The following is a 13,191-nucleotide window of genomic DNA, read 5'->3' as shown; positions in this document are numbered from 1 at the left end:
GGAAACGTTCTTATGTCAGTGTCCAGGATCGCTTCGACAGCCCATACCAGAAGCCGTCGATTGCGGTCTTCGCGTTCAGCTCGCCGGACCCGTAAGCTGCGCCGAGGGCAACGTAGAGTGGCGCCCAGTGCTCGCTGCGGGGGTGGGCCTGGCGCGCGGCAGGCGCCTTGTTCAGGAAGTCGAGGATCGAATCCACATCGCCGCGGGCCATGGCCTCTTCAGCCCAGTGGTCAAACTCGCTGGAGGCTGCCGGCGGAGCGCTGTCCGGCCCACCGGCGGGGTTGAACCAGCGCAGGTTGTGCGTGGTGAACCCGGACCCGACAATGAGCGTGCCGCGGTCGCGCAGCGGCGCCAGTGACACGCCGAGGTTGAACAGGCCCTGCGGGTCGAGGGTGGGCATGGACATCTGGACTACGGGGACATCCGCCTCCGGGAACAACTCCTTGAGCGGCACGTATGCGCCGTGGTCCAGCCCGCGGCTCTCGTCACGCTCCACGTGGTGGCCATGGCTACCCACTAGCCGCTCCACTTCCGCGGCGAGCCCGGGCGCCTGCGGGGCGTCGTACTTGACCTCGTAGTACTTCTGGGCAAAGCCGCCAAAATCATAAACAAGACCAGGATCGCGCTGGGTGGCACTGAGGGTGACGGGCGCGTTTTCCCAATGCGCGGAGATCATCAGGATGTCCTTGGGCTTGCTGAAGGTGCCGGACCAGTCATGCAGCTGCTGGGTCCAGGTGGCGTCGTCCGCAAGCGGCGGCGCACCATGGCTGAGGAAGAGAACCGGGGGCTGGCCAAGTGTTTGTGTCATGCACTCATACTAGTCCCTTTTCGTTGAAGCTTCAAGCATCGCGCTGAATGATTGCTCAACAGCCGGTTAGGTGCCGTTTCGGCCGGTCCTGCCGGTATAAATAGCGGCCGGCCTCCACGAAGCCCGCGTTGGCGTAGAGCTGCTGCGCTCCGTGGTTGGCGGCCGTGACCAGGAGCCAGGATCCAGCCAATTCGCGGGCAGCACCTTCGCGCAGGAGGGCCTGCATGATCCGACGGGCATAGCCGCGGCGCCGGGCATCCGGGCGGGTGGCCATGCAATACAGTCCGCCCCAGCCACGCGCTTCGCCACCAGGGACTTCCGCACCAATACAGGCAGCCTTCACAGGAGGAAGGGCGAGCCTCCCGACGGCGGCGGGAACGCCGTCGTCGGACCTCACCAGCGCGTATACGGACGGGCAGCCCGCCAGAATGCTGCGGGCGGCGGCGATTTCGGCGGGACCACCACGGCCATCCACGCTCCACCACAGGTCCAGCCATTCCGTGGAGGGCTCGGCGGAAATTTCGACGGCGGGTTCCGGCACGCTGGGTTGCGGCGCCGGATGACCGGGCCGCACACCGTCGGCTGCCGCGCCCTGCCACATCACGAGGGTTTCGGATTGCCGGGTGAAACCTTCCAGGTCCAGGGCGGCATTGAGTCCCGTGGAGCGGGGATCATCGAACACCTGGAAGATCAGGGGCAGCCGGCGGGCGCGGTACCAGAGCCTTGCCGACTGCAGCGACGCGTGCCAGGCATGGGAATCGCTGCCCGGCTCCCGCAGCCAGACCGAGTTGGCGCGCTGCGTCACGCCGGAGGCCGCACGCAGCACCCACCCGTTGGATTCCGAACGGTCCAGGGCAGGCCAAGCGACGTCCATCAGCGCCTCAAAGTCCGCCAGCACGGGAGCTCCCATGGCCTACAACCCTTCCGATGCGAAAGGCCCCCCGGTTTGAACTGGTCCAGTTCAGTTTCCCAGGGAGCCTTTCAGTGCAGTGCCTCAGTTACTCGGCCGCATTGGCTTCCGGCTTCTTGGCTTCAGGCTTGAAGTCCACGCCGGCCTCCTTGCGCTGCTGAGCCGTGATGGGCGCCGGAGCCTGCGTCAGGGGGTCGTAGCCGTTGCCGGTCTTCGGGAACGCGATGACGTCGCGGATGGACTCAACGCCGGCGAGCAATGCCACTACGCGGTCCCAGCCGAAGGCGATGCCGCCATGGGGCGGGGCGCCGAACTTGAAGCCTTCGAGCAGGAACCCGAACTTCGTCTGGGCGTCTGCGCGGTCCAGACCCATCAGTTCGAAGACCCGTTCCTGGACGTCGCGCTCGTGGATTCGGATGGAGCCGCCGCCGATTTCGTTGCCGTTGCAGACAATGTCGTAGGCGTAGGACAGGGCCGATTCCGGGTCCTTGTCGAACGTGTCCATGAACTCTGGCTTGGGTGAGGTGAAGGCGTGGTGGACGGCCGTCCACTTGCCTGCGCCAACGGCCACGTCACCGGAGGCAACCGCAGCTGCAGCCGGCTCAAACATGGGGGCATCAACCACCCAGCAGAAAGCCCAGTCGCTGGGGTTGATCAGTCCTGTGCGGTGGCCAATCTCAACGCGGGCGGCGCCGAGGAGGGCGCGGGCAGCTGATTTCTCGCCGGCGGCGAAGAAGATGCAGTCACCGGGCTTGGCACCCACGGCATCGGCCAGGCCGGAACGCTCGGTGTCGGTCAGGTTCTTGGCAACGGGACCGGCCAGTTCGCCGTCTTCCTTGAACAGGACATACGCCAGGCCCTTGTGGCCACGCTGCTTGGCGAATTCCTGCCAGCCGTCCAGGGTGCGGCGGGGCTGGGACGCGCCGCCGGGCATCACCACAGCACCGACATAGGGAGCCTTGAAGACGCCGAAGTTGGTGTCCTTGAAGAACTCCGTGAGCTCGGTCAGCTCCACACCGAAGCGGAGGTCCGGCTTGTCCGAACCGTACCGTGCCATCGCGTCCGCATAGGTGATGCGCTGGATGGGCGTGGGGATTTCGATGCCGATCAGCTTCCAGAGTGCCTTGACGATGTTTTCGCCCAGCGAAATGATGTCGTCCTGGTCCACGAAGCTGGCTTCGATGTCCAGCTGGGTGAATTCCGGCTGCCGGTCGGCGCGGAAGTCCTCATCGCGGTAGCAGCGAGCGATCTGGTAATACTTCTCGAAACCGCCCACCTGCAGCAGCTGCTTGAATAGCTGCGGGGACTGCGGCAGGGCGTACCAGGAACCCGGGGCCAGGCGTGCGGGGACCACGAAGTCACGGGCGCCTTCCGGCGTCGAACGCGTCAGTGTGGGCGTCTCGATCTCAACGAATCCGTCCAGGTGCAGGAGTTCGCGGGCAACCCGGTTGGCTTCGGAGCGCAGCCGCAGGTTGCGGGAGGGGCCGGGGCGGCGCAGGTCGAGGTAGCGGTGTTTCAGGCGGGCTTCCTCACCCACCTCGACGTGCTCATCGATCTGGAACGGCAGCGGATCCGAGGTGTTCAGGATGACCACCTTGTCCGCCATGACCTCGATGGATCCGGTGGCCAGGGCCGGGTTCTCATTGCCTTCGGGGCGCTGGGAAACGGTGCCGGTGACCTGCAGGACGTACTCGTTGCGCAGACCGTGGAAGACCTCTTCTTCACGGACCACAACCTGGGCCACGCCGGACGCATCGCGGAGATCCACGAAGGCAACTCCACCGTGATCGCGACGGCGGCCCACCCAGCCAGCCAGGGTTACGGTTTGTCCAATGTGCTCGGAGCGAAGGGATCCGAGGTCATGTGTGCGCAGCACAGCACACCTTTCTGAAAGAGACAGCAGGGAAAACTAAATACGGCAAAGATGCATAGGATCATTCCGGGAACAATCCCGTCTGAGTTTACCCGCTGGAAAGGCCCCTCTCCCCCCATGAACCCCCACCGGCAACTTCAGCGGAGGCTGGGCGTGTTTGACGCCACGTCCATAGGGCTCGGTTCGATGCTGGGCGCCGGCGTGTTTGTGGTCTTCTCCCCGGCCGCAGGCCTGGCCGGAAATTTCCTGGTCCTGGCCGTCCTCTTCGCGGGCGCCGTGGCCTACTGCAACGCCGTGGCATCGGCGGAGCTCGCGGCGCGGTATCCGGCCAGTGGCGGGACCTACGTCTATGGCCGGAAGCGGCTGGGCGAATGGCCTGGATTTATCGCCGGGTGGGGCTTTGTCAGTGGCAAGTCGGCGTCCTGCGCGGCCATGGGGCTGACCTTCGGCCACTATGTGGCCCCGGACTACGCCGTTCCTGTTACCGTCGCGGCCGTGGTTGCGCTGACGGTTGTGAACATGTTCGGCATCACGCGGACAGCACTGCTCACCCGGGTCCTCCTGTGCGTAGTGCTGGCCACCCTGGTGTTTGTGGCGGTAGCCGCCATCGTTGGGCCACATTCTTCCGCTGCAACGGGCGCCAGTGGACCCGCCGTCGTACCCGTTGCAGGAGGGCTCGGGGGTGTGCTGCCCGCAGCCGGCCTGATGTTCTTCGCCTTTGCCGGATACGCACGAATTGCCACGCTGGGCGAGGAAGTCAAGGATCCGGCGAGGACTATTCCACGCGCGATCCTCGCAGCCCTGGGCGCCGCCTTTGTTATCTACCTGGGACTGGCGCTGCTGCTCCAAAGCCATTTGCCGGCCGGCCGGCTTGCGGCCACCGACGTTCCGCTGCTGGACGCCGTGCTTCATTCACAGCTCGCAGCCGGTGCTCCGCTGGTTCAGGCCGGAGCGGCGGCCGCCAGCCTCGGAGCGCTGCTGGCGCTCATTACCGGAGTGGGCAGGACAACCCTGGCCATGGCGCGGGAGCGGGACCTGCCAGCCGCGCTGGCCAGGGTGGGCGGTCGGCACACGGTACCGTTCGTGGCGGAACTTGCCGTGGCCGCCGTCGTCATTCTTTTGGTTCTGACCACGGACGTGTTGACCGTGGTGGGGTTCTCGAGCTTCGGTGTGCTGATCTACTACGCCGTCACCAACGCTGCTGCCTACACACTCGACGAGCACCCGGCGCATGCCCCCAAGTGGCTCAACGTTGCTGGGTTTGTCAGTTGCCTGCTGTTGGCGTTCACGCTTCCGGCCGCCTCTGTGCTGGGGATGGCGGCCGTCCTGGCCGCGGGCGCCGCAGTCCGGTTCCTGGTGCTCCGCCTGCGGTAGAGGGCTTTCAGCGGGTCAGCTGAAGTCCACAGGGGTTTCCGCCATTTTTCCCCATTCGGCCCAAGACCCGTCGTACACCCGGACGTGACCGCGTCCCAGCAGGTAGCTCAGCACGAACCATGCGGTGCTGGCACGGGCACCAACCGTGCAGTAGGTAATTATGTCGCCGGCCGATTCCATCACCGGCTCAAAAATCCGCCGCAGTTCGTCGGCACTGCGGAACGAGCCGTCGGGTGTTCGTAATCCGTCGACCGCGACGTGCACGGCCGACGGGATATGTCCGGCACGGCCTTCGGGCTCGGCGACTCCCGACGGCCAAAACCGTTCGCCATGGAATTCAGCCTCTGTGCGGACGTCCAGGAGCGTTACACGCGGCAGCCCGATCGATTCCGCTACCTCATCCTGCGCGGCACGGACCCGCTTGTCCGGGTCCGGCAACAGGTAGTCAGTACGGTGAGGCACCGACGTCTCTACCGACCATGGCCGGCCAGCCTGCTCCCAGGTGGTCCTTGAGGTGTCCAGGATCCGGAGCCCCTTGTGACCGTAGAGCGTCATCAGCCAAAACCCCATGGCCGGCGCATAGCCGTAGAAAACCACCATGGACTCCGGCGAAATGCCGGACCGGTGCAGGAGCTCCTCTATGGCTGGCGTGTCCACGAGCCTGTAGCTGCCATCCTTCAGGTCCCGGTAAATGTTCCACAGGACCGCGCCCTCAATATGTCCTTCGTTGAAGGCGGCGTTGCTGACGTCAACTTCTATGACGCGAAGGCCGGGATCGTGGAGGTGATCTTCCAACCATTCCGCGCTAACGAGAAGGTCATCAGTAGCATCATTACCGTCCTGCATTCCCTAGCCTCCTGGTGCATCCTGCATCCGTCGAGTAAAGGGCCGGGCCCAGCAGCCAGCAACTGTTGACATCCAACTTAATAGATTTTACGCCGCTGCGAGGAAGGAGGCACCCGGAATCGTTCCGGAAACCGTGGCTGCATCCGGGTCTCTACGTCGTGAGGATGCGGACGTTCAGGTCCTCCGACGGCGGTGTCCAGATTTCCGGAAAAGCAACCACTTGATCTCCGGACCGGATGTCCTTGACCTGGTGGTTGCCGTCGTCGTCGGTGAACCAGACGAACGGGATGCCGCGGCGGTCCGCGAACTTGATCTGCTTGCCGAATTTCTCTGCCTTGGCTGCGACTTCGGTGGCGATGCCGCGGCTACGGAGCTGCGCAGCGACATCCTGCGCGGCACCCCAGCTGTCGTCGTTCGTGAGCGCAACCAGCACGGTAGTGGGCACCGAACGGGAAGCCTTGGCCAAGTCCTGGCTGAGGATGCGCGACACGAGCCGGGTGACGCCGATGGAGAGGCCGACTCCGGGGAACTTGCGGTTTCCCTTCGACGCCAGGGCGTCGTAACGGCCGCCCGAGCAGATGGAACCGAGCTGCTCGTGGCCCACCAGCACGGTCTCCACCACGGTGCCGGTGTAGTAGTCCAGGCCGCGGGCAATGCTGAGGTCGGCCACCACTTTGCCCGGTGCGCGCTGAACTGCGGCGTCGACCACCTGTTCGAGTTCGTCGAGGCCCTCCTCCAGCAGGTCGTCGGTGACCCCAAGGGCGCGGACCTGGGCCACAAACGAAGTGTCTTCCGTGCAGATTCCTGCCAGCTTCAATGCCAGCTGCGCCTGTTCGTCGGATGCCCCCAATTCGGTTTTAAGCAAGTCCGCAACCTTTTCGGGGCCGATCTTTTCCAGCTTGTCGATGCTGCGCAGCACACCGGCGGTATCTTCCAGTCCGATCCCGCGGTAAAAGCCTTCGGCGAGTTTGCGGTTGTTGATGCGCAGGCGGAATTCAGGGATGGGGAGGGCGCTGAGTGCCTCGGCAATGACCAGCGCAATTTCCACGTCGTAGCGGAAGGGCAACTCGCCGTCGCCCACAATATCGATGTCGGCCTGCGTGAATTCCCGGGCCCGGCCTTCCTGCGGGCGCTCCCCGCGCCACACTTTCTGGATCTGGTAGCGCCGGAACGGGAAGGCCAGGTACCCGGCATTTTCAACGACGTAGCGGGCAAAAGGCACCGTCAGGTCGAAGTGCAGCGCCAGGGCATGCGGATCAGACTTTCCGGCCTTGGCGGGGTCCGGGTCAGCCTCGTCGTCCTGAAGGCGGCTGAGGCCATAAACCTCTTTGTCGATCTCACCTTTACGCAGCAGCTGGCCGACAGTTTCCACGGCCCGGGTCTCGATGGACCCGAAGCCGTGCAGCTCAAAAACGTTGCGGAGGGTGTCCAGCACGTGCAGCTCCACCAGCCGCTCCTCGGGAAGCCACTCGRGGAATCCGGACAGGGAGGCGGTGCGTGCCATGGTGGATGTTCTCCTCTTGATGAAAGGCGCCTGTGACTCTGCCCGGCATTCCGCCCAAAACGGGCCAGGAACGGCGGCTGTCCGGCAACTCATGCATAAACTATGTGCGGCAGTCAGTTTATGCGTCATCCGCCCGCATCTCTAATACGGCGGCAGGGGGACGCTGAAGGCTGCCGCCAGACCCCTGTGCCCGGGCGCTGATTGCCCGGCCGCAGACCGACTTACAGGAGGACCCTTGGCGGCCAGTTCACGCAGTGCCCGCGAAGCCAAACGGCGCATCCAGCAGATGGAGGCTAAGCGCGGGCTGCGGCGGGACCAGGAGTTGCGGCGCAAACGCGACAACCTCATCGCCGCCGGTGCGGGAACCGCTGCCGTGCTGCTCGCCGTCGTCCTTCAGTTGACGGCCTTTGCAGGTAATCCCACCGAAGCCGAGTTCGCCGCAGCAGAAGCCGGCCTCACTCCTTCCTCCGCCTCCCCCACAACCTCCGCGCCGCCCACCAACGCGGCAAACATCCCGTCGCCGGAAACAGCCGCCGGGAAAGTGTTCACCGGCGAGCTTGCCCTGAACCGCGGCGCAGTCGGCGTCGAACTGGACGGCACCAAGGCACCCCAGGCGGCCGCCGTCTTCAAGTCCCTCAGCGACGAAGGCTACTTCACCGGCAAGACCTGCCACCGGCTCACCACCGGCGCGAGCTTCGGCGTCCTGCAGTGCGGATCCGCCGATGGCAAGGGTGGCGGGAATCCGGACTACACGTGGGGTCCGCTGGAAAATGTCCCGGCTGACAACCTTTACCCGGCCGGCACCATTGCCGTAGCGAGGACGGGCAACAATGCATACGGCAACGGCACACAGTTCTTTATTGTCTACAAAGACACCATGATTCCTGCCGATACCGCCGGCGGCTATACGGTGGTGGGCAAGGTGACGTCAGGACTGGATGTGGTGTCCGGAATCGCAGCGGCGGGAATCACTCCCGGCAGCAGCGACACTGACGGCGCGCCTGTGGAACCAGTCACGATAGACTCGGTTTCTCTGAAGTAGGAGCCCGGCCTCACGGCTGTGGTGCGGTATGTGAGTATTTTCCTCCAAGCGAAAGACTTTTAGCGGTGACAGACAGTCAGAAATCCGACGAAACAGCAGCAGACCTGACCGAGGCAACGGCCCCCGAGGCCGAGCAGGCAGTAGCTGACCAGACAGTAACCGATGAGGCAGTAGCCGAGCAGGCTACCGTTCCGCCGGCTGACGCCGCCCCGGCCGAGGCCCCGGAGCCTTCGGCCGAGCAGGCTGACGCCGCGCAGGACGCACCTGCGGCGCCCGAGGCCGCGCAACCAGCGGCCCCTGCACCCCGTCCTGCTCCGTCACCGGCAGCGTTCGCCGCCCGGCCCAAGCCGGCCGCAGCCGCGCCCGCGGCAGCCCCGGCCCCCGTTGCCTCCGCCACCTCGCTTGCGGAAGCTGCACGTTGGGGCCGCGTCGAAGGTGATGGCCATGTGTTCCTCACCATTGACGGCGAAGAGCACCCGGTTGGCCAGTACCCGGACGTCAGCAACGATGAAGCCCTCGGATATTTCGCGCGGAAATATGACGACATTGTGGCCCAGGTCCTGCTCCTTGAGCAGCGCGTCAGTTCCAAGGCGCCAAGCACAGACATGCAGAAGACCGTCACCCACCTGCGCGAACAGCTGGCAGAGCGGAACATGGTGGGTGACCTGCGTTCCGCCGAAGCCCGCCTGGATGCCGTCTCCGCCCAAATCACCGAGCTTGAAAAGGCAGAGAAGGCAGAGCATGACGCCGTGCGCGCCGCTGAGCTTGCAGCCCGTGACGCAATCGTGGCCGAAGCCGAGGAAATCTCTGGCCAGGACCCTACTCAGATCCAGTGGAAAACCTCCAGCGCGCGGATGAACGAACTCTTCGAAAGCTGGAAGACGGCCCAGAAGAGCGGTGTCCGGCTTGGCCGCAGCAACGAAGATTCCCTGTGGAAGCGGTTCCGTGCCGCCCGGACCGTGTTTGACCGCCACCGCCGCGCATACTTCTCCCAGCTGGACAGCACCAACTCGGCCGCAAAATCGGCCAAGGAAAAGCTCATTGCCGAGGCCGAGGCACTGTCCTCGTCCACCGACTGGGGCTTCGCCGCAGGCGAGTACCGCCGCCTCATGGATGATTGGAAGGCCTCCCCACGGGCAAGCCGCAAGGACGACGACGCCCTCTGGGCCCGTTTCCGCGCCGCCCAGGACGTCTTCTTCACGTCCCGGCAGGCAGCCAATGAAGAGATCGACCAGGAGTATGCGGGCAACCTCACGGTGAAGGAAGCACTCCTGGTTGAGGCCAACGCCATCCTGCCGGTCAAGGACCTGGCTGCCGCCAAGAAGGCGCTGCAGTCCGTCCGGGACCGTTGGGAAGAAGCCGGCAAGGTCCCCCGTGCCGATATGGGACGGATCGAAGCCGGCCTTCGCAAGGTGGAGGACGCTGTCCGGCACGCCGAAGAGGAGAACTGGCAGCGCTCCAACCCTGAGACCAAGGCCCGCACGAACAGCGCCCTGTCACAACTGGAGGCCGCCATTGCCGGGCTCCAGGACGATCTCGAGAAGGCGGAAAAGGCGGGCGACGAGCGAAAGATCAAGGCCGCAAGGGAAGCACTCGAGGCGCGGCAGGCTTGGCTTGACCAGATCCAGCGCTCCGCCAGCGAGCTGGCCTAGGCGCCGCCAGCCACCGGCCGTCACAGGCCCGGTTCCGGTTATCCACATAACCGGAACCGGGCCTGTGCCTTTTAAGCGGCCACGCGGCAGGATGGGTGGATGGCCACCCAGTCCCCGCCCCCGCACCCTGACCTCTACTCGCCGGGGCGGCCTTTCACGTGGCCGGAACTCCAGACCCTGGCGTCTGACGGTGTCCTTTCACGGTTCCACCAGCACGGCTACACACTGCCTGACGTCCCGGTCTCGGCACAGCTAAGGGCTAGGGCGGCAGCCAATGCGGTGCCTGCAGCAGTGCGGCAGCGGGTGGTGGCAGGCCGGATGACGGCGGCCTGGATCTACGGGTGCGCTGACGAGCCGGACAAGCTGGCGTTGCTTGTGGATGCGAAACGGCGGATTTCCAGCCTTCGCAACACCCGGGGCTGCACACTTCATGAAGTCAGGCTCGGGCCCTTTGACGTCGTCAGCATGGGCGGGCTGATGGTCTCAAGCCCGCTCCGGACCGCCGTGGACATCGCACTGCACGTGGACGCCCACCGCGCCTTGCCCGCCCTGGCGGGACTGCTGGCCCGCCCGGAGAAGGACGTCCGGCTCCGCCTGCTCGTCCTGGCCATCGAAGCCACGCCAAGGGTCCCGCACAAACGGGCCGCCCTCGAAAAACTTGCGCTGCTAACCCCGGCGCTTGTTCCCGGTAGTCCGGTAGACGTCGAACACGCCGTCGATGCGCCGGACAGCGCTAAGGACGTGGCTGAGGTACTTGGGGTCGCCCATCTCGAAGGCGAACCGTGAGATGGCCACGCGATCACTGGACGTGTTCACACTGGCGGCAAGGATGTTGACATGGTTCTCGGAAAGTACCCGCGTCACGTCAGAGAGGAGGGATTTACGGTCCAGCGCCTCCACCTGGATTTCGACCAGGAAAACACTCGACTGCGTTGGAGCCCAGTCAACATCCACGATCCGGTCCGGCTGGTCTTTGAGGTCGGAGATGTTGGTGCAGTCTGTTCGGTGTACGGATACACCGGAGCCGCGGGTGACGAATCCGAGAATGGGGTCCGGCGGAACGGGTGTGCAGCAACGGGCGAGCTTCACCCACACATCGCCGACGCCCCGCACCACCACTCCGGAGTCGGAAAACTTAGTCTTGGCGACCTGCGTCGGGATACTGACTTCGGTGATGTCGTCGTCAGTGCTCTCGTTGCCACCGAGACTCTCAACCAGCCGCTCCATGACCGACTGCGCTGACGTGTGTCCGTCGCCAACACCGGCGTACAGGCCCGAGATGTCCACGTACTTGAAGTCCGCGGCCACCGCCGCCAAGGCCTCGTGCGTCATCAGGCGCTGCAGTGGCAGGTTCTGCTTCCGCATGGCCCGGGTCAGGAGTTCCTTTCCGCGGTCGATTGCCTCTTCGCGGCGTTCCTTGCTGAACCATTGGCGGATCTTGTTGCGGGCGCGGGCGCTCTTAACAAAATGCTGCCAGTCCTGGCTGGGGCCTGCGCCCTCGGCCTTGGAGGTGAAAATCTCCACCCAGTCGCCGTGGTTCAGTTCGCTGTTCAGCGGAACCAGTTTGCCGTTGACGCGGGCACCGATGGTGCGGTGCCCTACTTCGGTGTGGACGGCGTAGGCGAAGTCCACGGGGGTTGATCCGGCGGGCAGGGCCATCACCTCACCCTTAGGGGTGAAGACGAAAACCTCCCGGGCATTGATCTCAAACCGCAGGGAATCCAGGAACTCTCCCGGATCCGAGGTTTCCTGCTGCCAGTCAACCAGGGACCTCAGCCAGCCCATGTCGCCGTCACGGGGGCTTCCAGGGCCAACGGCTGTGCGGTTGGGCTGGTCCTTGTACTTCCAGTGCGCAGCGACACCGTATTCGGCCCGACGGTGCATTTCGTGCGTGCGGATTTGGATCTCCACGGGTTTGCCGCCCGGCCCGATCACCGTGGTGTGCAGCGACTGGTACATATTGAACTTGGGCATGGCTATGTAGTCTTTGAAACGCCCTGGCAGCGGGTTCCAGCGCGAATGCATGGTGCCGAGCGCTGCATAGCAGTCCCGCACGGAATCGACCAGAACGCGAACGCCCATGAGGTCGTTGATGTCGTCGAAGTCCTTGTCCCGGACCACCATCTTCTGGTAGATCGAGTAATAATGCTTCGGCCGGCCGGTGATGGTCGCCTTGATCCGGGCAGCACGGAGGTCCTCGGTAATCTGGTCGCGGATGACGCCCAGGCTCTTTTCACGTTCCGGCGTGCGATCCCCCACCATCCGGACGATCTCTTCGTAGACCTTCGGATAGAGGGCAGCGAAGGACAGGTCTTCGAGCTCCCACTTAATGGTGTTCATGCCGAGCCTGTGGGCCAGGGGCGCAAAAATCTCCAGCGTTTCCCGGGCTTTCCGGGCAGATGACTCGGCGGAGACAAACCGCCAGGTCCGCGCGTTGTGGAGCCGGTCGGCGAGCTTGATCATCAGGACGCGAATGTCCTTGGCCATGGCCACGACCATCTTGCGGACAGTCTCCGACTGGGCAGCCTCACCAAAGCTGACTTTGTCCAATTTGGTGACGCCATCCACCAGCATGGCAACCTCCGGACCGAAGTCCTTCTTGAGGTCTGTCAGCGTATACGGAGTGTCCTCAACGGTGTCATGAAGCAGGGCAGCGGCCAGGGTGGTCCCGCTAAGGCCCAGTTCGGCGAGGATGGTGGCGACGGCAACAGGGTGGGTGATGTAGGGATCGCCACTTTTGCGTTTCTGCCCGCGGTGGCTCCTCTCAGCAACGTCAAACGCGCGCTGGATGAGATCGAAATCTTCCTTGGGGTTGTTCGCACGGACCGTCCGCAGCAGCGGCTCAAGGATGGGCGAATACGTGGTGGCGCCGCGGCCGGTGAGGCGGGCCAAACGCGAACGCGTCCGCTCGCGGCGGCCGGGAAACGTGGGCCGCGCGCCGGAATTGTCCACCGGAACACCCGTTCCGGGGCGTGCAGATGCGGTCAGCCCGGCCTGAACTCCGTGGCCCGGCTTTCCGTCCCCGCCTGCCATTGGCACCGATGCCGAACGTTCTTCCAATGAAGCACCCCTCACGAGCCTGTTAATGAACCCAGTCTATTCCTCCGGCTGTTCACTTCCGTAACCGGTCCATAAATGCGTGCGGCCGGGTGGCATGGATATTCCACGCCACCCGGCCCGTT

Annotated in this window: 10 protein-coding genes; 4 read left to right on the top strand and 6 right to left on the bottom strand. The window is 64.6% G+C overall.

Annotated elements, in window-relative coordinates:
* Positions 1–10: 10 nt before the first annotated feature.
* The 3 genes from AC1DIM_RS02650 to aspS form a co-directional block, all read right to left on the bottom strand.
* Positions 11–808 carry a dioxygenase family protein gene (locus AC1DIM_RS02650; RefSeq protein ID WP_477708943.1) on the bottom strand — a complete coding sequence of 266 codons (798 nt, stop codon included), beginning with the start codon at positions 806–808 and terminating at the stop codon, positions 11–13.
* Positions 809–863: 55 nt separating this feature from the next.
* Positions 864–1,718: a GNAT family N-acetyltransferase gene (locus AC1DIM_RS02645; protein WP_477708942.1), complete on the bottom strand. Its 855-nt coding sequence runs from the start codon at positions 1,716–1,718 to the stop codon at positions 864–866.
* Positions 1,719–1,806: 88 nt separating this feature from the next.
* Positions 1,807–3,594 (bottom strand): aspartate--tRNA ligase, encoded by a 1,788-nt coding sequence (aspS, locus tag AC1DIM_RS02640; protein WP_477708941.1) that lies wholly within the window; start codon positions 3,592–3,594, stop codon positions 1,807–1,809.
* Between the two features lie 114 nt (positions 3,595–3,708).
* Between aspS and AC1DIM_RS02635 the strand changes: the two genes are divergently transcribed.
* The gene (locus AC1DIM_RS02635; protein WP_477708940.1) at positions 3,709–4,965 is read left to right on the top strand and encodes an APC family permease; all 1,257 of its coding nucleotides are present in this window, start codon (positions 3,709–3,711) and stop codon (positions 4,963–4,965) included.
* A gap of 15 nt (positions 4,966–4,980) precedes the next feature.
* Here the strand turns inward: AC1DIM_RS02635 and AC1DIM_RS02630 are convergent, their stop codons facing one another.
* Positions 4,981–5,811, bottom strand: coding sequence for a sulfurtransferase (locus tag AC1DIM_RS02630; protein WP_477708939.1), 831 nt, complete (start codon positions 5,809–5,811; stop codon positions 4,981–4,983).
* Between the two features lie 151 nt (positions 5,812–5,962).
* A complete protein-coding gene (gene hisS / locus AC1DIM_RS02625) occupies positions 5,963–7,315 on the bottom strand; it encodes a histidine--tRNA ligase (RefSeq protein WP_477708938.1) in 1,353 nt (450 codons plus the stop codon).
* A gap of 235 nt (positions 7,316–7,550) precedes the next feature.
* Between hisS and AC1DIM_RS02620 the strand changes: the two genes are divergently transcribed.
* The 3 genes from AC1DIM_RS02620 to AC1DIM_RS02610 all read left to right on the top strand — a co-directional run bounded on the left by AC1DIM_RS02620 (position 7,551) and on the right by AC1DIM_RS02610 (position 10,795).
* Positions 7,551–8,357, top strand: coding sequence for a peptidylprolyl isomerase (locus AC1DIM_RS02620; protein WP_477708937.1), 807 nt, complete (start codon positions 7,551–7,553; stop codon positions 8,355–8,357).
* Between the two features lie 65 nt (positions 8,358–8,422).
* On the top strand, positions 8,423–10,009 hold the full coding sequence (locus tag AC1DIM_RS02615) for a DUF349 domain-containing protein (RefSeq protein ID WP_477708936.1): 1,587 nt from the start codon (positions 8,423–8,425) through the stop codon (positions 10,007–10,009).
* A gap of 99 nt (positions 10,010–10,108) precedes the next feature.
* Positions 10,109–10,795 (top strand): type IV toxin-antitoxin system AbiEi family antitoxin, encoded by a 687-nt coding sequence (locus tag AC1DIM_RS02610; protein WP_477708935.1) that lies wholly within the window; start codon positions 10,109–10,111, stop codon positions 10,793–10,795.
* On the opposite strand, the gene AC1DIM_RS02605 is transcribed toward AC1DIM_RS02610, so the two are convergent.
* Complete coding sequence (locus AC1DIM_RS02605) at positions 10,676–13,069, bottom strand: RelA/SpoT family protein (protein WP_477708934.1); 2,394 nt, start codon at positions 13,067–13,069, stop codon at positions 10,676–10,678. The two genes, AC1DIM_RS02610 and AC1DIM_RS02605, sit on opposite strands and share 120 nt — an antisense overlap.
* Positions 13,070–13,191: the final 122 nt, after the last annotated feature.

The sequence above is a fragment of the Pseudarthrobacter sp. 01T43 genome, assembly GCF_056398665.1.
The sequence above is the reverse complement of the archived record's forward strand: the minus strand, read 5'-3'. Positions and strand labels throughout refer to the sequence as shown.

What these genes read in the sequence shown, in the direction of transcription:
- AC1DIM_RS02610 (WP_477708935.1), top strand. Translation starts at nt 10,109, where the DNA reads ATGGCCACCCAGTCCCCGCCCCCGCACCCTGACCTCTACTCGCCGGGG.
- AC1DIM_RS02630 (WP_477708939.1), bottom strand. Translation starts at nt 5,811, where the DNA reads ATGCAGGACGGTAATGATGCTACTGATGACCTTCTCGTTAGCGCGGAA.
- AC1DIM_RS02645 (WP_477708942.1), bottom strand. Translation starts at nt 1,718, where the DNA reads ATGGGAGCTCCCGTGCTGGCGGACTTTGAGGCGCTGATGGACGTCGCT.
- AC1DIM_RS02635 (WP_477708940.1), top strand. Translation starts at nt 3,709, where the DNA reads ATGAACCCCCACCGGCAACTTCAGCGGAGGCTGGGCGTGTTTGACGCC.
- AC1DIM_RS02650 (WP_477708943.1), bottom strand. Translation starts at nt 808, where the DNA reads ATGACACAAACACTTGGCCAGCCCCCGGTTCTCTTCCTCAGCCATGGT.